22 protein-coding genes are annotated in these 21,621 nt (G+C 34.5%); 12 read left to right on the top strand and 10 right to left on the bottom strand.

What is annotated here, in order from left to right; genetic code table 11:
- Positions 1-6: 6 nt before the first annotated feature.
- Both porZ and gdhA read right to left on the bottom strand, forming a co-directional pair.
- Complete coding sequence (gene porZ, locus BLV91_RS02005; protein ID WP_091429002.1) at positions 7-2,295, bottom strand: type IX secretion system anionic LPS delivery protein PorZ; 2,289 nt, start codon at positions 2,293-2,295, stop codon at positions 7-9.
- A 124-nt stretch (positions 2,296-2,419) separates the two neighbouring features.
- Entirely contained in the window at positions 2,420-3,763 is a 1,344-nt protein-coding gene (gdhA, locus tag BLV91_RS02000; RefSeq protein ID WP_091429001.1) for an NADP-specific glutamate dehydrogenase, read from the bottom strand.
- A 276-nt stretch (positions 3,764-4,039) separates the two neighbouring features.
- Here gdhA and BLV91_RS01995 point away from each other — a divergent pair, with 276 nt between their 5' ends.
- Positions 4,040-4,843, top strand: a complete 804-nt coding sequence (locus BLV91_RS01995) for a THC0290_0291 family protein (RefSeq protein ID WP_091428999.1) — start codon at positions 4,040-4,042, stop codon at positions 4,841-4,843.
- A gap of 115 nt (positions 4,844-4,958) precedes the next feature.
- Here BLV91_RS01995 and BLV91_RS01990 read toward each other — a convergent pair whose 3' ends face one another.
- Positions 4,959-6,101: a cystathionine gamma-synthase gene (locus BLV91_RS01990; protein WP_091428997.1), complete on the bottom strand. Its 1,143-nt coding sequence runs from the start codon at positions 6,099-6,101 to the stop codon at positions 4,959-4,961.
- A 97-nt stretch (positions 6,102-6,198) separates the two neighbouring features.
- On the opposite strand from BLV91_RS01990, the gene BLV91_RS01985 reads away from it, so the two are divergent.
- A complete protein-coding gene (locus BLV91_RS01985; RefSeq protein WP_245709586.1) occupies positions 6,199-6,942 on the top strand; it encodes a DUF3298 and DUF4163 domain-containing protein in 744 nt (247 codons plus the stop codon).
- A 7-nt stretch (positions 6,943-6,949) separates the two neighbouring features.
- Here the strand turns inward: BLV91_RS01985 and BLV91_RS01980 are convergent, their stop codons facing one another.
- Positions 6,950-7,405, bottom strand: a complete 456-nt coding sequence (locus BLV91_RS01980; RefSeq protein ID WP_245709585.1) for a DinB family protein — start codon at positions 7,403-7,405, stop codon at positions 6,950-6,952.
- A 74-nt stretch (positions 7,406-7,479) separates the two neighbouring features.
- Here BLV91_RS01980 and BLV91_RS01975 point away from each other — a divergent pair, with 74 nt between their 5' ends.
- From BLV91_RS01975 to nadD, 5 genes are all read left to right on the top strand, one after another.
- Positions 7,480-7,836 (top strand): arsenate reductase family protein, encoded by a 357-nt coding sequence (locus BLV91_RS01975; RefSeq protein ID WP_091428990.1) that lies wholly within the window; start codon positions 7,480-7,482, stop codon positions 7,834-7,836.
- Positions 7,829-8,722, top strand: a complete 894-nt coding sequence (locus BLV91_RS01970; protein WP_091428988.1) for a DMT family transporter — start codon at positions 7,829-7,831, stop codon at positions 8,720-8,722. The genes BLV91_RS01975 and BLV91_RS01970 overlap by 8 nt, the downstream gene beginning before the upstream one ends.
- A 106-nt stretch (positions 8,723-8,828) precedes the next feature.
- Positions 8,829-9,689, top strand: a complete 861-nt coding sequence (locus BLV91_RS01965) for a YicC/YloC family endoribonuclease (RefSeq protein WP_091428986.1) — start codon at positions 8,829-8,831, stop codon at positions 9,687-9,689.
- A 48-nt stretch (positions 9,690-9,737) separates the two neighbouring features.
- Positions 9,738-10,310 carry a guanylate kinase gene (gene gmk, locus BLV91_RS01960; protein WP_091428984.1) on the top strand — a complete coding sequence of 191 codons (573 nt, stop codon included), beginning with the start codon at positions 9,738-9,740 and terminating at the stop codon, positions 10,308-10,310.
- Between the two features lie 109 nt (positions 10,311-10,419).
- Complete coding sequence (gene nadD / locus BLV91_RS01955) at positions 10,420-11,001, top strand: nicotinate (nicotinamide) nucleotide adenylyltransferase (protein WP_091428982.1); 582 nt, start codon at positions 10,420-10,422, stop codon at positions 10,999-11,001.
- Here nadD and BLV91_RS01950 read toward each other — a convergent pair whose 3' ends face one another.
- Positions 11,002-11,898, bottom strand: coding sequence for a LysR family transcriptional regulator (locus BLV91_RS01950; protein ID WP_091428980.1), 897 nt, complete (start codon positions 11,896-11,898; stop codon positions 11,002-11,004). It abuts the gene before it with no gap.
- A gap of 86 nt (positions 11,899-11,984) precedes the next feature.
- Between BLV91_RS01950 and BLV91_RS01945 the strand changes: the two genes are divergently transcribed.
- From BLV91_RS01945 to BLV91_RS01930, 4 genes are all read left to right on the top strand, one after another.
- The gene (locus BLV91_RS01945) at positions 11,985-12,755 is read left to right on the top strand and encodes a type 1 glutamine amidotransferase domain-containing protein (RefSeq protein WP_175513930.1); all 771 of its coding nucleotides are present in this window, start codon (positions 11,985-11,987) and stop codon (positions 12,753-12,755) included.
- 2 nt (positions 12,756-12,757) lie between these two features.
- Positions 12,758-13,915, top strand: a complete 1,158-nt coding sequence (locus BLV91_RS01940; RefSeq protein ID WP_091428978.1) for an iron-containing alcohol dehydrogenase — start codon at positions 12,758-12,760, stop codon at positions 13,913-13,915.
- A 297-nt stretch (positions 13,916-14,212) separates the two neighbouring features.
- The gene (locus BLV91_RS01935) at positions 14,213-15,208 is read left to right on the top strand and encodes an NAD(P)H-dependent glycerol-3-phosphate dehydrogenase (RefSeq protein ID WP_091428976.1); all 996 of its coding nucleotides are present in this window, start codon (positions 14,213-14,215) and stop codon (positions 15,206-15,208) included.
- 43 nt (positions 15,209-15,251) lie between these two features.
- A complete protein-coding gene (locus tag BLV91_RS01930; protein WP_091428974.1) occupies positions 15,252-16,004 on the top strand; it encodes a DUF6503 family protein in 753 nt (250 codons plus the stop codon).
- 110 nt (positions 16,005-16,114) lie between these two features.
- On the opposite strand, the gene BLV91_RS01925 is transcribed toward BLV91_RS01930, so the two are convergent.
- The 3 genes from BLV91_RS01925 to BLV91_RS01915 all read right to left on the bottom strand — a co-directional run bounded on the left by BLV91_RS01925 (position 16,115) and on the right by BLV91_RS01915 (position 18,245).
- Positions 16,115-16,522, bottom strand: coding sequence for a hypothetical protein (locus tag BLV91_RS01925; protein WP_091428972.1), 408 nt, complete (start codon positions 16,520-16,522; stop codon positions 16,115-16,117).
- A gap of 152 nt (positions 16,523-16,674) precedes the next feature.
- A complete protein-coding gene (pheS, locus tag BLV91_RS01920; RefSeq protein ID WP_091429135.1) occupies positions 16,675-17,694 on the bottom strand; it encodes a phenylalanine--tRNA ligase subunit alpha in 1,020 nt (339 codons plus the stop codon).
- Between the two features lie 194 nt (positions 17,695-17,888).
- Positions 17,889-18,245 carry a hypothetical protein gene (locus BLV91_RS01915; protein WP_091428971.1) on the bottom strand — a complete coding sequence of 119 codons (357 nt, stop codon included), beginning with the start codon at positions 18,243-18,245 and terminating at the stop codon, positions 17,889-17,891.
- A gap of 226 nt (positions 18,246-18,471) precedes the next feature.
- Between BLV91_RS01915 and BLV91_RS01910 the strand changes: the two genes are divergently transcribed.
- Positions 18,472-18,993: a CvpA family protein gene (locus tag BLV91_RS01910; protein ID WP_091428969.1), complete on the top strand. Its 522-nt coding sequence runs from the start codon at positions 18,472-18,474 to the stop codon at positions 18,991-18,993.
- A gap of 44 nt (positions 18,994-19,037) precedes the next feature.
- On the opposite strand, the gene BLV91_RS01905 is transcribed toward BLV91_RS01910, so the two are convergent.
- Together BLV91_RS01905 and BLV91_RS01900 are read right to left on the bottom strand one after the other, a co-directional pair.
- On the bottom strand, positions 19,038-19,781 hold the full coding sequence (locus BLV91_RS01905) for a tetratricopeptide repeat protein (protein WP_091428967.1): 744 nt from the start codon (positions 19,779-19,781) through the stop codon (positions 19,038-19,040).
- 38 nt (positions 19,782-19,819) lie between these two features.
- Complete coding sequence (locus tag BLV91_RS01900; RefSeq protein WP_091428965.1) at positions 19,820-21,568, bottom strand: BatD family protein; 1,749 nt, start codon at positions 21,566-21,568, stop codon at positions 19,820-19,822.
- Between the last annotated feature and the right edge of the window lie 53 nt (positions 21,569-21,621).

The raw sequence follows: 21,621 nt of genomic DNA, 5'->3' as shown, positions 1-21,621 counted from the left end.
TAAAAATTATCTGATTATCATTAGCTTTTTTACTTTGGTCTCCACTCCGTCATTTGCCGAAATAAAAATCATATAGACGCCAGAAGCTACTTTGTATTTCCCAAAAGCATAAGTATCCCATTCAAGCGTTCCTCCTTCGGAAGTGGCTTCGTAAACTAAATTCCCTTCAATGTCAGTGATTTTTACGTTGGCTCTATCTATCAAACCTGCAATTTTCACGGTTCCTTCATATTCTGGTCGAACTGGATTTGGATACACATAAGCTTTACTTAAATCCTCATTGGCTTCTGTAGCAACGCCCTTAAAAGAAACTAAGCCTTTGTCAGTGGCAATAAAAACCTCTCCTGTCGCACTATTTATGGCAATATCATTGATGACATTACTAGGCAAAGGGGAATTGTTTATTGTAAAATGATATAGTGTTTCCTGTCCGTTTGGAGAAACCAAAAACAACCCAGAGTCTGCAGTACCAATCCATTTATTATTAGCTCCATCAACAACAATATCAGTAATAAATTGCTCGTACAACAATTCTTGAGCAAGGTTATCTTCTAATATAATAATGGAACTTGTTGTTAATTGGTTTTCGGTTTGGAAATTACCCACATTCGACAAAACACGAAGTCCTTTTGTGGTTCCAATCCAAAGTTGATTCCTATTATCTACCGCGGCTACTCTTGCATCTGCAATAGGGAGATTCCCAGCTTCAGGTCCAAATGTAATTTTCTTGAGCACATTACTGCTTTCATTAAAACCGATAATACCATCCCTACTCGTGGCTATCCATTTTGTTCCGTTTTTATCGACTGACATTCTCCCAAAACTAGATTTTTCGATATCAGCTAGTATTGTTTTTGTCGAAAAAGCTTGCCACGAGCCATCTCTTTTTAAAACTTTTATACCGTTGTCAACCAAACTATTATTGACCCACAAATTTCCTGATTTGTCAAAGACAGCGCCGTTAACTCGCACATCATTAAAATAATTTGGCAGGAATGAAATCTGGTCTAATCCACTATTTGTTTGGTTATATAAAACCGACGGCACATCATTTTCTATTTTCAACAAACCTGAGTAGGAAGAGCCTACATAAACTTCATTCTCATTGTTAGGATTCACGATAATTCTCACCAAAGATTTCGCCTCCAGAACTGATTCATAGGGAATATTTAACCAGCCTGTTGCACTAAACTTGCTAATCCCATAATTATCTAATGGATACGGATTATAATCAACTGTATAATCTCCATAAACTGACCAAAGTGAACTTGAAGTAGCTTCGATTGCAAAAATATTATTTCGACTAGGGCCTGAAGGCAGTATTATTTGAAAATCAGAAACACCAACTATTGTAGTTGCAATCAATCCGTTTTCCTTTGTTCCAATGTATATTACACCTGCTACACTTGCAGCACAACTAAATAAAGGATTACTTTCCGGAATTTGATTAGTATTAATTTGACGGACTAAGGTCATCTGTTTATTGTAAACATAAACACTATTTGGACTTGTGATAATCAAATAAGTATCATTAGCTCTCATATCCAAAGCTGGTTGCGAAAGAACCACAAAACTGACCAAGGAGTTCGTATTCGCATTGTATCTATGTATATTCCCCGAATCGGTAATAGCAATTAATTCTGTATCAAAAGATTCTATACTAGCCCAACTTCCAGCAATCACTTGCGTCCATTGATTAAAGTCATTCAAATTTGCGCTTGTAATCGCCGCTCTTCGAATCCCATTAATTGTTGCTGCATAAATGAAACCATTGTAAACTGCCGTCTGTCTAATGCTAATTTCCGCACCATTATCTCCTATGAAATAAGTGTCTCCAAATAGCATTGTAGCTAAATTGAATTGTACGATACCAAAATCACAGGAAACATATACAATGCCATCATATTCCATGAAATGATTTATCTTTTTCATGTTTGCAGGAAGTTGTTTGTTGATAATATCAACAACATTCAACATACTTCCGTCAGCCTCATTGATAACAATGATTAATCCATTTTCATAACCAACAACCGACTTATTAAACTTAGCGCTATAATAAAGTGAGCTTATGGTTTGACCTGAAAGACCATCTACTGTATTTGTCGTCTTTATTTGGTTGCTGATTTTATTTACAGAAAACAAGGCGTTTTCTGACGCTGCAAAAATTCCGGATGTTGATACTGAGACATCCTTAATTTCATTGTATGAAAAATAACCCTGCCAAGACAAATTAGTTTGGGCAAAAGTCATTTGAATGACTAGTAGAAGTAATAAACTTAAAAGTCTTTTTTTCATTATAACTATGACTATTAGTTTACAAATATAGCACAAACAAAAGTATCCGATTTTTGTTCTGACCAAAAAAAAAGCCTTCTGTCCGAAACTTCGGCAGAAGGCTTTTTAAGTATTTAAAAAAGATTTATACTACTCCTTGAGCTAGCATAGCATCAGCTACTTTTACAAATCCAGCGATGTTTGCACCTTTTACGTAGTCAACATATCCAGAAGAATCTTTACCGTACTCCACACATGAAGCGTGAATAGCAAGCATAATTCCTTTTAATTTTTCGTCTACTTCTTCAGAACTCCAGCTTAATCTTAATGAGTTTTGAGACATTTCAAGACCAGAAGTTGCTACTCCACCAGCATTAGATGCTTTTCCTGGAGCAAACAATAATTTAGCATTTTGAAACACAATAACTGCATCAGGCATAGTTGGCATGTTAGCTCCTTCAGCAACACAGATACATCCGTTTGCAACTAAAGCTTTAGCTTCATCCTCATTCAATTCATTTTGAGTTGCACAAGGCAATGCGATATCACATTTCACTTCCCATGGACGTGCTCCTGCTACATATTTTGCATTAGGGTATTTCTTAACATACTCGCTAATTCTACCTCTCAATTCATTTTTGATCTCCATTACGTGAGCCAATCTCTCAGCATCAATACCGTCAGCATCATAAATGTATCCAGCAGAATCTGACATAGTCACTACTTTACCACCTAATTGAGTTGCTTTTTCAGTAGCATATTGTGCAACGTTTCCAGAACCAGAAACTACAACTGTTTTACCTGCAAAACTATCTCCTTTTGTTTCTAACATACTTTGTGCAAAATAAACCGCACCGTATCCAGTTGCTTCAGGTCTAATTAATGAACCTCCAAAAGAAATTCCTTTACCAGTCAAAACTCCTGTAAATTCATTTCTTAGTCTTTTATATTGACCGAACATGAATCCAACTTCTCTTCCACCAACTCCAATATCCCCTGCAGGAACATCCGTGTTAGCTCCGATATGCTTAGATAATTCTGTCATGAAACTTTGACAAAAACGCATCACTTCATTATCAGATTTTCCTTTTGGATCAAAATCAGCTCCACCTTTTCCACCACCCATTGGTAATGTAGTCAAGCTATTTTTAAATGTTTGTTCGAAAGCTAAAAATTTCAAGATGCTCAAATTCACAGATGGGTGAAAACGAAGTCCTCCTTTGTATGGTCCGATAGCTGAATTCATTTGAATACGGTATCCTCTATTTACTTGAGTTGCTCCTTTATCATCAATCCAAGCTACACGAAACATAATGATTCGATCAGATTCGACCATTCTTTCCAAAAGCATTTTGTTCTGGTATTTTTTATTTTCTTCGATGAAAGGAATTACAGTTTCAGCAACTTCTAAAACTGCCTGTAAGAATTCCGGCTCGTTTGGGTTTTTTTTAGTAACCTCTTCAATAAAAGTAGTAATACTTTGTGACATGATTATTAGATTATTAACGTTTAAGAAAACGTTTTCGTTAGAGGGTACAAATATACGTTTTATGCGACTATTTCTAAATTATATCTTGTTATATATTGCCGAATTATCTTTTTATTAATCATTCCTTACTATTCAGGCTTTTGAAGTTACCAATTATATCAAAACGTTGTATTTTTCTTAAGCAAATTCCTATTTGTTTATTTATTTTTGATTTTAAATTTAACGGATGAATGATGTTTTTTATATATTTGTCCGTACTCGAAATTTCAACAAAAAATGCTCAGATACGTCTCCCTTATTTTATTTGCTTTTTTGGGCTTTTCAAATAATTCAAATGCTCAATTCGGCTTCTCGCATGAAGTTGGAATTATTGCTGGTCCTGTCGCTTTTCAATCTGACTATGGAGAACGTTATAGTTTAAGCACTAATGCTGGAAATACAGGAATAGGAATAGGGATAATCCATTATATGAATTTCTCCTACGAAGCGGATTGTAACTGCTATACCCCTGAAACTTATTTTAATGATCATTTCAAATTAAGAACTGAATTATCATATAACAAAACCAATTTAGAGCATCTAGGAGAATGGGTTGCCCCTGAAAGAACATCCTTAGGAGCTGATCAATTGCGGGCTATGAAAGGAAGCACTGCTGTAACAAATATAGGAATGCAACTGGAATATTTCCCTTTAAGCATCCGTGATTTCACAGCTACAATAGGTAGTTTAGGTCCATTTGTAAGTTTGGGAGCCCAATTCAGTTATTATAATGCCAAGGCTTATTCTACTCTTGGACCACTAGGCACACCACTAACCACATTTCCTAAATACTTAACTCCTACTGACGGTCGCCCTTACGGATTTTCAACCGAAGGAGGCTCTGTTTGGTCAGTTGTTTCAAGTGTAGGAACACGATATAAATTAAGTCCATTAAGCGATTTTATGGTGGATTTACGCTTTCAATATTATTTCTCTAATTGGGTAGACGGATTAAATCCAAACCCAGATATTTACAAAGAAAACAAAGCAAACGATTGGTTAGTTTGGTTTAATGTTGGATACATTTACTATCTGCAATAGGATTTGCACAACTATAGAAAAACAAAATTCCCCAGTTGTAATTGCTTTAGAATTGGGGAATTTTTTCATTTTATCCTAAACGAAAATATTAAGGAAAGTCTAATCTATTCTTGACTTACGCCAATGCCTGTTTCAAATCTTCTAATAAATCTTCTATATCTTCAACACCTACACTTAGACGAACTAAGTCATCTGTAATACCCACTTCTTTTCGTTTTTCCTCTGGAATAGAAGCATGCGTCATCAAAGCTGGGTGATTTGCCAATGACTCTACACCTCCCAACGATTCTGCCAGAGTGAATATTTTAACTTTCTCTAAGAATGCAACAGAGTCTTGTTTTGCTCCTGATACAAAATCAAAAGAAACCATTCCGCCAAAACCACTCATTTGCTTTTTGGCAATTTCATGATACGGGTGGCTTGCTAATCCTGCATAGTACACTGTTTTTATTTTTGGGTGCTGGTCTAAAAATTCAGCTACTTTTTCTCCGTTTTCACAGTGTCTTTGCATTCTTAAATGCAATGTTTTTATCCCTCTAAGAACAAGAAAACTATCCATGGGTCCAAGTGTAGCACCAGTCGCAAATTGCTGAAAATGCAATTGTTTTCCTAATTCAGCTGTTTTAGTAATTAAAGCTCCTGCCACAACATCAGAGTGACCAGCAAGGTATTTTGTAGCTGAATGCATAACCACATCAGCTCCTAAATCTAACGGATTTTGTAAATAAGGCGTTGCAAACGTATTATCTACCGCAAACAGAATATTGTTAGCCTTTGTGATTTTTGCTATAGCAGCAATATCAGCCAATTTCATTATAGGATTTGTAGGTGTTTCTACCCAAATCATTTTAGTATTTTCATTAATTAAGGACTGAACATTATCCAAATCATTCATATCAACATAATGAAACTTAATTCCTGAATTATTATATACTTTAGTGAACATTCTATAGGTACCACCATACAAATCGTCCATCGCGATGATTTCGTCACCCGCTTTAAAAGAACGCAACAAACAATCCGTCGCCGCTAATCCAGATGAAAAAGCCAATCCTCTTGCTCCGTTTTCAATACTAGCCAAAGCTTCTTCTAAAGCCGTTCTAGTTGGATTAGCAGTTCTACTATACACATAATCGCCAATAGGTTTCCCTGGGCTAGTTTGTGCAAATGTGGAGGTTTGAAAAATTGGTGGCATAACCGACCCAGTAGTTGGATCGTGATGTTGCCCACCGTGTATTGTTTTAGTATTGAATTTCATATCTTTAAGTTTTTAATAGCTTTACAAACTTAGCTTTAAATTTATTCTTGGCAGGAAACAAGTCCATACCTTTGTATTTAATTAACATTTTTTTGCGATGAAACACATACTACTATATACCATATTACTTTTCTCTATGGCACGCTGTTCAAAAGAACTCACTTTTGAAAACCAGTCTTTCGAAAAGGAAAGCAGTTTACCCTGTAATGAAAATTGTCCGCATATCAATGTCACTATCCCAATTGCGAAAGACGTCCCAATTGTAGCGGATAGCATCAACAAAAAAGTATTTTCTGTATTGAAGGAGATTGTTTATTTTGGCGAAAAGCCATATACTTCAACTGATTATAACGGACTGTTAAATGCATTTATAGGTTCTTACGAACAACTTCGAAAAGAATATCCAAAAGACGTTTTTGGCTGGGAAGCAGAAATTGAAGGAAGTATAAAATACCAGTCTGACAGCATCCTTAACATTCAAATCAAGCACTACACTTTTACAGGTGGCGCACATGGTTATCAAGGGCTTCGCTCTTTAATTTTTGATCCCGAAACCGGAAAATCAATCCCAAACCACCAATTATTTAAAGACCAGAATGCTTTTAAGGCTTTCGCCGAAAAAAAATTCAGAAGCAAATATAAAATCCCTGCAAATAAGTCAATTAACGCTACTGGACTTCTGTTTGAAGGTGACAAATTTAGTTTGCCTATCAATATATTCTATACAGATGAAGGGCTGCTTTTATATTACAACCCTTATGAAGCGGCATCTTATGCTGATGGACCTAAAGAGTTATTACTGTCTTATAACGAAGTGAACAACTATCTTTTAAGAAAATAATTTAAACCTAAACGAACTTTCTAAGACTAAGAATAGCACCAATATGAATTCCTTCATGAAAATTATTAAAGGACATTGCGTCTTTGACATTCTTCAAAACTAATCCTGTCGATGTTGGGTATTCTTGGTAGTTAACAAAAACATTATTATTCAAATCAACTTCAGTTTGATCGATAGTTTCAACTAGTAAACTATAAATTTCATCGACTTCTGCTTGTGTTGCATCCTGTTCTGGTTTTGTTCCCTTTTTATATTTTTGCACCAGCGTAGCTGATATATTCATTGGAAGACCAGACAGATTATATACGAGCATTTGTTGCACTACAACTACATGCGCAATATTCCAAATCAAATTATTATTATGTCCTTCAGGAATACTGTTAAGTTGAGCTAAACTATATCCTTTTAGGAATTGAGATAACATTTTTCTACTAGTTCTAGTAACCTCTAATGATGTGTTCATTTTTAATTTTTTGATAAAAATAATCATTTTCACTTCCAAATGATTTTTCTTTGCACAAAGAAATTGAAATTATTATGAACAAAATATACTACATCGCTTCTTGTGATACTTGCCGAAAAATCATAAAATCCTTACCAAAAGGAAATAATCTAGTTTTTCGTGATATAAAGCAAACCCCTTTGACAGAGGAGGAATTAGAAGAAATGCACGAAATTTCAGGTAGTTATGAAGCCTTATTCAGCAAAAAAGCAGTACTGTACAAAACAATGGATTTAAAGAACAAATCATTAACCGAAGATGATTACAAGAAATACATTCTAGAACACTATACCTTTTTGAGCCGACCGGTTTTCGTAATTGACAATAACGTTTATGTTGGCGGAACCCAGCAAAACATGCTTCAAGTAATGAAAGCGTTAGGGAATGTCTAAAAGGAATGTTGCGCTTTTTGGCGCTACTATTGTTTCTGTAATTTACGGCGTTACGTTTACAATTGCTAAGGATGTAATGCCTGAATATATCGATGCTTACGGCTTTATTTTATTGCGCGTAAGCGGGGCAATGGTTTTATTTTGGCTCTCTTGGTTTTTTATGCCAAAAGAAAAAATAGCGCTTAAAGATTTTCCTCGAATTATTGCTGCTGCTTTTTTTGGAGTAGCTTTTAATATGCTTACTTTTTTTAAGGGATTAAGCCTCACTTCACCAATATCAGCATCCGTGATCATGGTTACAACTCCTATGATTGTTCTGGCGTTGTCAGCCATCATAATGAAAGAACGCATGCAAAAACGAATGGTTATTGGTATAATCCTAGGCTTAATAGGAACGGCCTTTCTTATTCTCTATGGCAAATCAATCGGTACTGCAACTAATGCCAGCTTTGGAAACATACTGGTCCTTGTCAATGCCATTTCTTACGGGTTTTATTTGATCACGGTCAAGAAATTAATGGATAAATACAATGCGTTCACCTTCGTAAAATGGATCTATCTGTTTGGTTTCCTAATGGTTTTACCTTTTGGCTGGAGCCAATTTGAAGCGGTTAACTGGGCAATAGTACCAACGCATATTTATTGGAAAATCGCATTTGTAGTGGTCATTTCGACCTTCATAACCTATTTATTAAACCTGCTTACGATGAAAGAACTAAAGCCAACAACTGTTGCCGTTTTTATCTATCTACAGCCGTTCTTCGCCACAGTTTTTGCCATTGGCTTAGGAAAGGACGACTTGAGTTTAGTAAAAATAGTTTCGGCAATTTTGATCTTTGTGGGCGTTTATATGGTTACCCAAAAGAAGAAAACTGCTGATAACTAACTTAAAGCTCGCTCAACGCACATTTATATTCTTAAACACATCGTCTAGGTTGAACTCTGGCCAATGAACTCTTTTTTCTTATCTTTGAACTCTTTTAGAAAATTATATGATACAATCGATGACAGGTTTTGGTAAAGCTTCTTTGCAATTACCAACCAAAAAAATAACAATAGAAGTAAAATCCCTAAACAGTAAAGGACTAGATTTGAATGTGAGAATGCCCTCCCTATACCGTGAAATGGAATTGGGATTGCGTAATCAATTAGCAGTGAAACTAGAAAGAGGAAAAGTAGATTTTTCTATTTTTATCGAAAGCACTGCAGAACAAACTTCAACTAAAGTAAATGCGCCAATCGTAAAAGGATACATCAAGCAATTAAGAGAAATCTATGCTGACGCAGATGAGACCGAATTAATGAAAATGGCAGTGAGAATGCCGGATGCATTAAAAGTGGAACGTGATGAAATTGACGAAAATGACTGGGTACAAATCCAAGTTGTTATCGAAGAAGCAGTTCAGAACATCTTGACTTTTAGAAAAGATGAAGGAATGTCTTTGGAAAAAGAATTTCAATTACGCATTGGCAATATTCGTCAATATATGACTGAAGCTCTTGCACTAGATCCTGAGCGTGTACAAGCAATAAAAGATCGTTTACAAACTGCAATTGCAGAACTTAAGGTAAACGTGGATGAAAATCGTTTTGAACAAGAATTAATCTATTATTTAGAGAAACTTGACATTACTGAGGAAAAAGTTCGTCTAACAAACCATTTAGATTATTTCTTAGAAACAATAAACGGAAATGAAGCCAACGGTAGAAAATTAGGTTTTATTACTCAAGAAATGGGGCGTGAAATCAATACTATGGGTTCTAAATCTAATCATGCGCAAATGCAGAAATTAGTCGTTCAAATGAAAGACGAATTAGAAAAAATCAAAGAACAGGTTTTGAACGTTCTATAAACCTCGCAGAAAAAGCATAAACAGATACTGAAATAAATTCAGCACAAAATGAAAAAAGGAAAATTAATCGTTTTTTCGGCGCCATCTGGTTCTGGAAAAACAACCATTGTTAAACATTTATTAAGCAAACCAGATTTAAATTTAGAATTCTCTATTTCTGCTGCTTCGCGAGATGCTCGTGGAGACGAAGTAAATGGGAAGGATTATTATTTTATTTCTACCGAGGAGTTTAAAACACACATCAAGAATGAAGATTTTCTGGAATGGGAAGAAGTCTATAGAGATAATTTCTACGGAACATTAAAAAGTGAAATTGAACGCATTTGGGCTAAAGGTAAAAATGTGATTTTTGATATTGACGTTGCAGGTGGATTGCGTATTAAGTCTAAATATCCTGAAGAAACATTAGCCGTTTTTGTAAAACCACCTAGTATTGATGAATTAAAAATTCGTTTAAAAAAGCGTTCTACCGAAAGTGAAGATAAAATCAATATGCGTATTGCAAAAGCATCTGTAGAACTAGCAACAGCTCCACAATTTGATGTTGTAATTAAGAACTACGATCTAGATATCGCTTTAGAAGAAGCTTACCAATTGGTGAAAGATTTTGTAAGTAAATAAAAAATATTCCGCAGAGATTCACAGAGAAAAAACAAGCCACGCAAAATAGTACAAATTATTTAGCGGCACTCTGAGAAAACTTTGCGACGCTCTGCGAAACAATATATTTATGAAAATAGGACTTTATTTTGGAACGTTTAACCCCATCCACGTTGGCCATTTAATTATTGCTAATCACATGGCGGAGAATGCTGACTTGGAACAGGTTTGGCTAGTAGTTACACCACACAATCCACACAAAAAGAAAGATACTTTGCTAGACGATTACCACCGCCTACAAATGGTACATCTGGCAACTGAGGATTATCCAAAACTCAAACCGTCTGACATTGAATTCAAATTATCACAACCTAATTACACGGTAAACACTTTAGTGCATCTCGAAGAAAAATATCCAGATCATGAGTTTTCACTAATCATGGGAGAAGACAATTTGAAGTCTTTACATAAATGGAAAAACTTCGAGGTTATTTTACAAAATCACGATATCTACGTTTATCCTCGCTTGTCAGCTGAACAAGAAAATCTAGATTTAAAAAACCATCCAAAAGTTCACTTGATTGACGCTCCTATTGTTGAAATTTCTTCAACTTTTATCAGAAAAAGCATTAAGGACGGCAAAAACATCCAGCCCTTATTATCTGATAAAGTTTGGGAATACATTGATCACAATAATTTTTACAAAAAGTAATCAGCTCAATATATTTTTCAACTCGCACTCGATTTCCTGAAAAGCAGTATTAAAATTATCATTTTTACCTGATAATAAGTACACTTCTGTATTAGGCATTTGCTTACTGTCCCACAATAACTGCAGTTTTTTGTCCTGCAAGAAAGACTTGGCATTACAATTCCATACCACAGCAACTCCAGTGTTTTTTGAGAGCACACCTAACATCTCGTATTCAGAAGGTATAATGAAATTAGCTATTATAGATGGTCTTTTTTTATTAAAGGCATACATCCAAAATAATTTCACATGCGGAATTCCAGAATCATGGGTATACCAAATTTGTTCATTCAACCAGTTTTCAGTGGCAGGAAAATCATTGCCTTTAATTTTAGCTTTTAATCCTGTAGCATCAAGTTTTGCTGAACCCACTACAATTTGCTTGATATCACCCACTTTTTTTTGAACGGTATCAAAAGTGTCATACTTAGCAGTCACAATTGCGAAATCAAGTTTTTTGGCGTTAACCAATTCAAATAGCATTTCATTTTCATGAAAACTAAAATCAATGAAGTCAAATTTTGAAATTAACGTACTCCCCAAGCTACTGAACAAATGTGCGGATATTCCTATTGTAATTAACCTGTTAGCATTAAAAGCTTTAGTACGAAAACCATTCTCCACATTTTCCAGTCTATCTAAAGCTTCTATTATCAAGTTATTCAGTAACTTAGCATATTCCGTTGGTTCGACTCCTTTGGATTTTCTATTAAATAATTTATAGCCTACATGCGCCTCCAGCATAGACATTTGCTGACTGACCGCTGGTTGACTGATAAATAATTCTTTGGCAGCCAATGAAAAATTACCATTTTTATATACCGATTTAAAGGTTCTGTACCATTCTAAATTTACCATGATATAAATATATTTATCACAAACATAATTTAAATTATTTTTACTGATAACATATTCGCCGTAAATTTGTAGAAACAAAATCAGTAATGAAGAAAATAGCATTATTTACAGTAATAGCATTAACAGTAGGTTGCCTAGGTGCAACTGCACAAAAACAAAATAAAAAAATTATGAAAAAAGTATTGTTTGTTCTTACTAGTCATGATAAACTAGGAGATACCGGAGAAAAAACAGGATATTGGACTGAAGAATTTGCAGCTCCATATTATGAATTAGCTGATAAAGGCGTTCAAATTGATATTGCTACACCACTAGGAGGTCAACCTCCAATTGATCCAAAAAGTGATGACCCATCTGCAGCAACAGAAGATACTAAAAGACTTGACAAAGACACTGAAGTATTGGCAAAACTAAAAAACACACATAAGTTATCTGATGTGAATGAAGCTGATTATGACGCAGTATTTTACCCAGGAGGTCACGGTCCACTTTGGGATTTAGCTACAGACAAAACATCAAGCGCATTGATTGAAGCTTTCTATACTAATAACAAACCAGTAGCTTTCGTTTGTCATTCACCAGCGGTATTGAAAAACGTAAAAGTAAACGGAGAATTTTTAGTAAAAGGAAAAAAAGTAACTGGATTTTCAAATACAGAAGAAGCAGCAGTAGGATTAACTGACGTTGTACCTTTCTTATTAGAAGATGCTTTACAAGCAAACGGAGCAACTTATTCAAAAGTGGCAGACTGGAATCCTTATGCAGTTGAAGATGGTTTATTGATTACAGGTCAAAACCCAGCTTCATCTAAATTAGTTGCCGAGAAATTATTACACCAATTAAACGCAAAAAAATAAGCATGTTAAACTTCGAATTATATAATCCTACGAATCTTGTATTCGGAAAAGGACAAATTGAAAAATTAGGTGAACTAGTACCAAAAGAAGCTAAAATATTATTGGCTTACGGTGGTGGAAGTATCTTTAAAAACGGAATTCACGAACAAGTGATGAACAATCTTAAAGGACATGAAGTGGTTGAATTTAGCGGAATTGAAGCTAATCCTCATTTCGAAACTTTAATGAAAGCCGTTGCTATTGTTAAAGAACAAAAAATCGACTTCATCCTTGCAGTTGGTGGTGGATCAGTAATTGACGGCGTGAAATTTATTTCTGCTGCTGTTAATTTTGAAGGAAACCCAATCGACATTTTACAAAAACGCATATTAATTAAGGAAAATGCAGTGCCATTTGGAACTGTATTAACATTACCAGCAACCGGAAGTGAAATGAACTCTGGCGCTGTAGTCACAATCGAATCTACAAAAGAGAAATTAGCTTTTGGTGGTTCAGCAATGTTTCCTAAATTCTCAATTTGCGACCCAACAGTAATTGAATCTTTACCAAAAAGACAATTACAAAATGGAGTTGTTGATGCATACACTCACGTAATGGAGCAATACTTGACTTATCCTCACGAAGGATATTTACAAGACCGTATTGCTGAAGGAATTTTACAAACCTTGATCGAAATAGGTCCAAAAGTAGTTGAAAACCCAAAAGATTATGCATTGGCATCTAACTTTATGTGGTCTTGCACTATGGCTCTAAACGGTTTAATCCAAAAAGGTGTTCCTAGCGACTGGGCAACACACATGATTGGCCATGAATTAACTGCTATGTATGGAATTGATCACGCAAGAACACTGGCTGTTATTGCTCCAAGTTTATACAAAGTGATGTTTGAAACTAAAAAAGGAAAACTGGCACAATACGGAAAACGCATCTTCAACTTAGAAGGTACGGAAGATGAAATTGCCAATGAAGCAATTAATAAAACAGTTGAGTTCTTCCACAAAATGGGAATGGACACTAAACTTTCTGACTATACAAAAGAGTACGATAACACAGCAGATTTCATTGTGAATCGTTTTGACGAAAGAGGATGGAAAGGCTTAGGAGAAAGACAAAATATCACATTAGACAAAGTAAAAGCTATTGTGGAAATGAGTTACTAGTTCTAAAAACTAGAATCATTTAGGGTTAAATAAAAAGGCGTTCGTGAATTTAATTCAGGACGCCTTTTTCATAACACCAAAACAAAACTAACTAATTCAATTCTCATTTTTAATTAAAATCTTAATTTATATTAGGTTCAAACGTTAATAAATTAGCTTTATTGCGCATTATTATAATAAAATTCATTTTAATTTAATTTTCCATGTCTACATCCCAATATACCTTACGACATCTTCAATTATTTATTTGTTTAATTAATCCATTTTTAAGTACTTTTGGTTAAATTTAATGAAAAGATGACCAAAAATATAAAATTTGCAGTGATTGGTGGAGGAAGTTGGGCAACGGCAATTACAAAAATGCTGTGTGTAAATCTTTCTGAAGTTTCATGGTATATGCGTAATGAATCTGCCATTGAACATATTAAAACCTACAAGCACAATCCTAATTATTTAAGTGCAGTAGAGTTTGACACAAACAAACTTAAACTGACCAGCGATATTAATGAAGCTGTTGCTTATGCTGACTACATCATATTTGCAATCCCTTCTGCTTTCTTAAATGGTGAGCTAGAAAAACTTACCGTCTCACTACAAGACAAGGTAATATTCTCGGCCATTAAAGGTATTGTTCCAGAAACGAGCATGATTGTGGGAGAACATTTTCACTTCAAATACGATATTCCTTATTATAACATTGGCGTTATCACAGGTCCATGTCACGCTGAAGAAGTGGCTTTGGAACGCTTGTCCTACCTAACTATCGCTTGTGGCGATGCCACTAAGGCAGAAATTGTAGCCAATACTTTAGCTGGCAATTTCATTAAAACCAAAATTACTGATGATATCATAGGGACTGAATATGCTGCTATGTTGAAAAACATTTATGCTATCGCTGCCGGTATTGCTCATGGACTAGGTTATGGAGATAACTTCCAATCAGTTTTGATGAGTAATGGTATCCGAGAAATGAAAAAATTCATCAAGAAAGTTCATAAAATGAAACGAAACATTAATGATTCGGCTTATTTAGGTGATTTATTAGTGACTGGATATTCCGTTTTTTCAAGAAATAGAACATTTGGAAACATGATTGGCAAGGGATATACAGTGAAAAGCGCAATGCTAGAAATGAGTATGGTTTCTGAAGGATATTACGCTACAAAAAGCGCCTATAAACTGAATCAAGGATATGGTGCAAAAACACCTATTATTGATGCTGTCTATCAAATTTTATATGAAGGAAAAGATGCTAAAGCTACCTTTAAAGAATTAACAGACAAACTTGATTAATTAGTTCGTCTTAGAAAAGCAATTTTACCTAAATATAAAAAACATGGCTGTCATTTTATTCAAAAGAACATCTGTATTATTACAAAGAAGCTTGCTTTTGATTTGTTTTTTTGTTGTTTTCCAAACTTCTGCCCAGCAGATGACAGGATTGGATTTACTAAAGAAAACTATTGAATATCATGACCCAAACAACAATTGGAGTCAATTTAAAGGAAAGCTTTTCATAGAAATGCAAATGCCTAACGGCAATCAACGCCTGAGCGAAATAAGTATTGATTTACCACAAGAATATTTTAAACTGAGTTCGTTTAAAAACGAGAATAAAGTGGAGCATATTGTAAATAAAAACAAACCCTCTTTTAGTTTAAATGGCAAAACAGAATTTAGTGACGAAGAGGCCAAAGCCTACAACTTAACTGAAACTAGGGCAAAATTCATGCGCAACTACTATACATTTTTATACGGTTTGCCAATGAAACTTAATGATCCAGGAACAATTATCGATCCTGTTGTTGAGAAAAAAGAATTCATGGGTAAAGAATATTTGATTTTAAAAGTCAAATATGAGGAAGGCATCGGAAAAGACTCTTGGCTCTTTTATTTTGATCCAAAAACGTATGCGATGGAAATATATCAATTTTATCACAACGTAACTAAAAACGACGGAGAATACATTGTGCTAAGCGAACAAGAGGTTTTCTCTGGGATTAAAATACCAAAAGTAAGAACTTGGTATGTAAATAAAGACGCAAGCCTTTTAGCCACAGACAAACTGACAAAAGTTTCTTCGTTTTAAATTCAAAATATAAGCAGACAGTTCACAATATTAGTCCAAATAAAAAACCACATTTATTTCTGTTTGTAAACAGTAATAAACGTGGTTTTTTTATGATTATAGAACAAGCCTTACCTCACAATGACACCCTCAACAAATAATATAGGCACTTCTTCGGTCGCTTCTTCATTTATAGAATTTGCTTTAAAAATAAATTTCTTGTCGTATAGTTTATTCCCAATGAAAAAAGTAACCATAAACTCATTGTTGAGTAATAAAACACTTTTCTCCATCATTTCAATCTTTACAACTGAAACCGGCTGCACTTCAACATAAGCATGACGCAATAAGGACGTTTTTTTCATTTCGCCATCTATGGTTCCAAAAGCCTTTGAAACAACCATAACACTTTCTATAAGAAAGTCGCTATCGTTAATTAAATAAGCATACCAGACTTTCTCCATGAAATCGTCACTCCATTCTTGAACGGCAGCTAAAAATACGTTTTCCACTTCGGGGATGATGATGTCTTTTTTCATTACTTATGTTTTGCTATGCTGTATCGAAGACACAAAATAGTATTGTTTAGAACTTTCTAGCCCAGATAGAAGTGAAAATCCTTTTCTTGTTTTTCTTTAAAACAAGAAAAGATTGTAACGAATAGCTGGAAATAGCTCCTAATTCTTATTAATTAAATACTCGCTTTGAATTGCTCCAAGAAACGAACATCGTTTTCATAAAACATACGAATATCACCAATTTGATAGTTCAGCATGGCAATTCTTTCGATTCCCATTCCGAAAGCAAAACCAGTATATTCTTCTGGATCGATACCACAGTTTTTAAGTACATTAGGGTCTACCATTCCGCAACCACCAATTTCTAACCATCCGGTTCCTTTGGTAATTCTGTAATCAGTTTCGGTTTTTAGTCCCCAATAAATATCAATTTCAGCACTTGGTTCCGTAAATGGAAAGTAAGAAGGACGCAAACGGATTTTTGATTTTCCGAACATCTCCTTTGTAAAATGCAACAAGGTTTGCTTTAAATCAGCAAACGAAACGTCTTTATCAATATAAAGTCCTTCCACTTGGTGAAAAATACAATGCGAACGAGACGAAACGGCTTCATTACGAAAAACTCTTCCCGGAGAAATAGTACGTATAGGCGGTTTATTGTTTTCCATGTAACGCACTTGCACAGATGATGTGTGTGTACGCAACAGAATATCTGGATCTGTTTGAATGAAAAAAGTATCCTGCATATCACGCGCCGGATGGTATTCCGGTAAGTTTAATGCTGTGAAATTATGCCAATCATCTTCGATTTCCGGTCCTTCAGAAACGTTGAACCCAATGTTTGAAAAGATATCAATAATTTGGTTTTTCACCAATGATATAGGGTGACGTGAACCAATAGTAACCGGCTCGCCAGATCTTGTCAAATCACCATAAAATCCTTTACTTTCTTCTTTGTTTTCCAAAGATTCCTGAATGGATTTCACTTTTTCTTCAGCTGAAGTTTTAAGCAAGTTAATTACTTGTCCAAATTCCTTTTTTTGTTCGTTAGGAACATTTTTGAATTCAGCAAAAAACTCTTTTAGTAGTCCTTTACTTCCTAGAAATTTAATTCGGAACGCTTCTAATTCTGCTGGGTTTTGTGTTGAGAAAGCTTGTGCTTCACCAATATATTCTTTTATCTTGTCTATCATTTTCATCCAATAATTGCGAGTGCAAAATTACAAAATTTGTTTTAGGTATCCCGTTTAAAGTTTAAAGTTTCCATTCTAAATTGTTAGATTGCTTTTGTACTTGTCTTTTCATTTTTTTTAAAGTTTAAAAACATAACTACATTTTATATGTCCTAAATTATTTTAGCCGAACACTTAAAACTATTTACAGATCACTAATCTATAACTTCTCTTTCTATAAAATAGCTGACAATTGCCTCTTTCATCAAAACGGATTGTTCACCCGCTTTTAGCGGTGGCAATTCTTCTTTGACTCTATAATGCGGCCAACCGTCTTCGTCAAAAAACTCGAATTCATAGAAACCATAAGGTTCTAATAATCTGCATATCGCGATATGCATCAAATTTAGTTTCTCGTCTTTTTTATATTCATTGTGAACCTTTCCAAGTTCTTGTACTCCGATTAAATAAATGATGGCATCCAAATCTAAATCTTCACCTTGCGAAAATTGATCTGAAAGTATGTTAACCAGCTTTTCCCAGCGGTCTTTAAGTTGTGTGTCTCTTGACATTTTTTTTGAAAATATAATAAAGAATAAAGAGAAAAGACTTCATCCTTTGAGTTTTAAAAAATTGATTTTTGCAAAGATAGGAACTAGGTTTTTGACTTCGGGATATTCTATTCTCTATTTTCTTTATTCTTTTAAAGACTTCCCTCTTTTACTTTCTTTTCTCCCAGTTCTTCCCTCTATTTTCTTTATTCTTCTATCTTTGTTCTATTCTTTTTATTCTTTAACTATGAGTTTTTTAGATATTGTTTTAGGTTCCTTACTTATTTACGCCTTGTTTAAAGGAATAAAAAACGGTCTATTTATAGAATTGGCTTCTTTGATTTCATTAATACTGGGAATCTACATCGCCATAAAATTCTCATATGTAGTCCGAAAAGCACTTACTGGTCACGTTTCTTGGTCGCCAAAATATATAGAGATAATTGCTTTTGCACTGACTTTTATAGCTGTAGTTTTAGCAGTACATGTCCTGGCAAAGGTCTTTACCGGAATCATGGACTTTGCTTTTTTGGGATGGATAAATAAACTGGCAGGGGGATTTTTTAGTGTTGTCAAAACCATACTACTTCTGAGTATTGTATTGAATCTTTTTCAGAAAATCAATATAAACAATATGATTGTCAAAGAGGAAACTCTCGACAACTCCTTGTTTTATAATCCAATTCAAGAGACTTCAAAATACATTTATCCCTCACTGGAGACCTGGTACAATGATTTTAAAAAGAAAAAAGAAAGCGAGCCTGTTTAAAATCATTCCCTTATCTGATAAAGTTCCCAACTTAGAAAGCCGAATTACTTCACTTCTTTAATGGCAGATGTTTCAATCCAACCTTCGGTACCGTCCGTCAATTGGATTTTCTTCCAGTTTTCTACTGTTTCTTTTACGAAAACTTTTGTGCCTTCGTGCAGTGTCACAACATTAGATGCTGATCTTTGAGGTTCCGCTTTTACCTCTATCATTTCGGCAAAAACTACTGCTGGTATTTCGTTTTTATAATGGCTGTTTTCGAAAATTGCTGCAGCAACACTAATCAGTAGTAAAACAAACATAATAAACATTCCGAAGAAAAATATTCTTTTGGACAGTGTCAATTGAGAAAAATAATAGCCCAAAAACGACAATAAAAACAATACAGAAAATGAAACCGAAATCCACGCCCAAGTATTGTAATGATAGATAGCCGTAAAATCACGAAGTAATTTACCAAAACCCACTTTAGGAATAACTTTTACCTCATCGATGGTTCGCTTTTGAGCAAAGCGTAAATTGGTCAGTACATCGCTATCATTTGGACTAAGTACTAATGCTTTTTCGTAATTATAAATTGCTGGCGCCACTTTGTTGAGCTTGTAATAGCTGTTCCCAAGGTTAAAATACAATTCGGCCGACTGTTTTTTAGATTTCAAAACATTTTCGTAAGCCGCAACCGCTTCATTGTATTTGCCTTTTTGATATAAATCATTCCCTGTTTCAAAGCCATTTTGGGCAAAGAAAAATTGGGTAGTCAGTAATAGTATATAAAAAATATTTTTCATTTTATTTCAATTGTCAATTGTATAGCTGATCATCAATTTTATATCTGCTTTTCCAGTTCTGATATTATTGCAACCGCCTTATCATAATCCTTCTGAATTGTCGTGCTTGAGGCAGGAGCATATCTAGCGATTTCACAATTTTCAGTAAGAGCAATAAAATCGTTCACCCCTTCTGAACTCGCATTTTTGCCTAATAACAGTTCTTTTATATTGTCCTTGCTCATTTCCGAAGTTTCGATATGCAATTTAGCTTTCAAGAAATTATGCATCGCTTTTTCTAAGGCAACATAAAAAGGCTCCTTGTTATTGATTTGTTTCTTGGCTTCCGACAAATATTTCTTAGCTAATTTATTGTTCCTTCTAATCCTATTTCCTACGACATCACCATCAATAGCTTCTTTTTTCTTTTTGAATAAAACAATTAGAGGCAACATTAAAAACGGCAACAATACTAAACCAAAATACAATTGAGAACCAAAGAAATCATTTTGAGCTTTCGCCAAAAGATTCGTTTTTAGTTTTATGAACTTGAATTGTTCTTGGCTTGAAATTCTATTTTTATTGTTCTTCGAATTACCATTTTCAGCAGTTCTGGTATCCGTAGGTCCTTCAAGCACATTAATCATTACCTCATCAGAAGTTATCGTTTTGTATGTTCCAGATCCTAAATCGAAATAAGAAAATTGCATCGGTTTAACAGGATAGTTTCCTTTGTATTGCGGTACAATTGTGTAACTGTCTGATACCTTTCCTGACATTCCTGACAACGAAGTATTGACTTGTTCATTGTGAACAGCATCATACATCTCTAATGCATTAGGAACTACCGGTTTTGGCAAAGTAAATAACTTCATATTTCCCTTACCTGTAACACTCACTATTAAATCAAGACTTTCCCCGTTTTTAAGGTTTGTTTTGCTAGGTGTAACTTTAAAATCAAAATTACCCACTGCCCCTGAGAAATCATCTGGTCTGCCTTTTTCCGGTAGTGCTTTCACCGTTATGGTTTTTGCTCCAGCTGATACTCTTTTATTCCCTTCAGTCAAGATCATTCGACCAAACACATCTCTTCTATTGCTAGGGAGTTGCACATCAATATCCATTGACAAAGGCTCAATACTAAGCTTACCGGATTTTTGAGGATACAAAACTGTTTTTTTCAATACAACAAAACGGTAATTTTCGCCTTTAAACATGCCTTCTTCGGCAACAAGTTGCTTAATTTCTATGTTTTGACTCCAGAAATCATTGTATTTAGGCTTGTTTAATTCTCTAAAATTGGAGATTCCCACATTGGTAAAATACAATTTATAAACGATCGTAATTGGTTCGTTGACATAGGGATTCATTTTAGAAATATCGGCAACAAGATATACGTTATTATCTGCAGAAACACTGGTATCATTAGGATCTTTAGGTTGCTCTACAGCTGCAGTAACGTTGATTTTTATAGGAGATGTTTTATATACTTGTCCATTATACTCAATTGTAGCCTGCTTGATTACCAAGTTCCCTTTTTGATTTGGTAACAAATAATAGGAATAGATTTTTTCGAAAGAGCTCCTACCATTTACCCATGATTGACTCACTTGCTGGCTAGGTCCTGCAATTACTCTAAATCCATCAAAAGAAGGTTCATTAAAGTTATCGCCATCAATATTCATGGCAAAATCAATACGAAGTCTTTCGTTTAATCCAAGTGTTGTTTTACTGACTTTGGCTTCAAACTGCACTTGAGCCAAAAGTCCTTGAAAACTGATTAGTATTAAAATCAAATATCTTTTCATTTTCTTATTCAATCTTTCCTTACCGGATATATTTTAAATTCTATAGTTGCATT

This window comes from Flavobacterium degerlachei (genome assembly GCF_900106645.1).
Taxonomy (GTDB): Bacteria; Bacteroidota; Bacteroidia; order Flavobacteriales; family Flavobacteriaceae; genus Flavobacterium; species Flavobacterium degerlachei.
Note: the sequence above shows the minus strand (reverse complement) of the source record. Positions and strands in the feature narration are given on the sequence as shown.

Excerpts from the sequence above, each read along its gene's own strand:
- porZ (WP_091429002.1), bottom strand. The coding sequence starts at position 2,295 with ATGAAAAAAAGACTTTTAAGTTTATTACTTCTACTAGTCATTCAAATG.
- gdhA (WP_091429001.1), bottom strand. The coding sequence starts at position 3,763 with ATGTCACAAAGTATTACTACTTTTATTGAAGAGGTTACTAAAAAAAAC.
- BLV91_RS01995 (WP_091428999.1), top strand. The coding sequence starts at position 4,040 with ATGCTCAGATACGTCTCCCTTATTTTATTTGCTTTTTTGGGCTTTTCA.
- BLV91_RS01990 (WP_091428997.1), bottom strand. The coding sequence starts at position 6,101 with ATGAAATTCAATACTAAAACAATACACGGTGGGCAACATCACGATCCA.
- BLV91_RS01985 (WP_245709586.1), top strand. The coding sequence starts at position 6,199 with ATGAAACACATACTACTATATACCATATTACTTTTCTCTATGGCACGC.
- BLV91_RS01980 (WP_245709585.1), bottom strand. The coding sequence starts at position 7,405 with ATGAACACATCATTAGAGGTTACTAGAACTAGTAGAAAAATGTTATCT.
- BLV91_RS01975 (WP_091428990.1), top strand. The coding sequence starts at position 7,480 with ATGAACAAAATATACTACATCGCTTCTTGTGATACTTGCCGAAAAATC.
- BLV91_RS01970 (WP_091428988.1), top strand. The coding sequence starts at position 7,829 with ATGTCTAAAAGGAATGTTGCGCTTTTTGGCGCTACTATTGTTTCTGTA.
- BLV91_RS01965 (WP_091428986.1), top strand. The coding sequence starts at position 8,829 with ATGATACAATCGATGACAGGTTTTGGTAAAGCTTCTTTGCAATTACCA.
- gmk (WP_091428984.1), top strand. The coding sequence starts at position 9,738 with ATGAAAAAAGGAAAATTAATCGTTTTTTCGGCGCCATCTGGTTCTGGA.
- nadD (WP_091428982.1), top strand. The coding sequence starts at position 10,420 with ATGAAAATAGGACTTTATTTTGGAACGTTTAACCCCATCCACGTTGGC.
- BLV91_RS01950 (WP_091428980.1), bottom strand. The coding sequence starts at position 11,898 with ATGGTAAATTTAGAATGGTACAGAACCTTTAAATCGGTATATAAAAAT.
- BLV91_RS01945 (WP_175513930.1), top strand. The coding sequence starts at position 11,985 with ATGAAGAAAATAGCATTATTTACAGTAATAGCATTAACAGTAGGTTGC.
- BLV91_RS01940 (WP_091428978.1), top strand. The coding sequence starts at position 12,758 with ATGTTAAACTTCGAATTATATAATCCTACGAATCTTGTATTCGGAAAA.
- BLV91_RS01935 (WP_091428976.1), top strand. The coding sequence starts at position 14,213 with ATGACCAAAAATATAAAATTTGCAGTGATTGGTGGAGGAAGTTGGGCA.
- BLV91_RS01930 (WP_091428974.1), top strand. The coding sequence starts at position 15,252 with ATGGCTGTCATTTTATTCAAAAGAACATCTGTATTATTACAAAGAAGC.
- BLV91_RS01925 (WP_091428972.1), bottom strand. The coding sequence starts at position 16,522 with ATGAAAAAAGACATCATCATCCCCGAAGTGGAAAACGTATTTTTAGCT.
- pheS (WP_091429135.1), bottom strand. The coding sequence starts at position 17,694 with ATGATAGACAAGATAAAAGAATATATTGGTGAAGCACAAGCTTTCTCA.
- BLV91_RS01915 (WP_091428971.1), bottom strand. The coding sequence starts at position 18,245 with ATGTCAAGAGACACACAACTTAAAGACCGCTGGGAAAAGCTGGTTAAC.
- BLV91_RS01910 (WP_091428969.1), top strand. The coding sequence starts at position 18,472 with ATGAGTTTTTTAGATATTGTTTTAGGTTCCTTACTTATTTACGCCTTG.
- BLV91_RS01905 (WP_091428967.1), bottom strand. The coding sequence starts at position 19,781 with ATGAAAAATATTTTTTATATACTATTACTGACTACCCAATTTTTCTTT.
- BLV91_RS01900 (WP_091428965.1), bottom strand. The coding sequence starts at position 21,568 with ATGAAAAGATATTTGATTTTAATACTAATCAGTTTTCAAGGACTTTTG.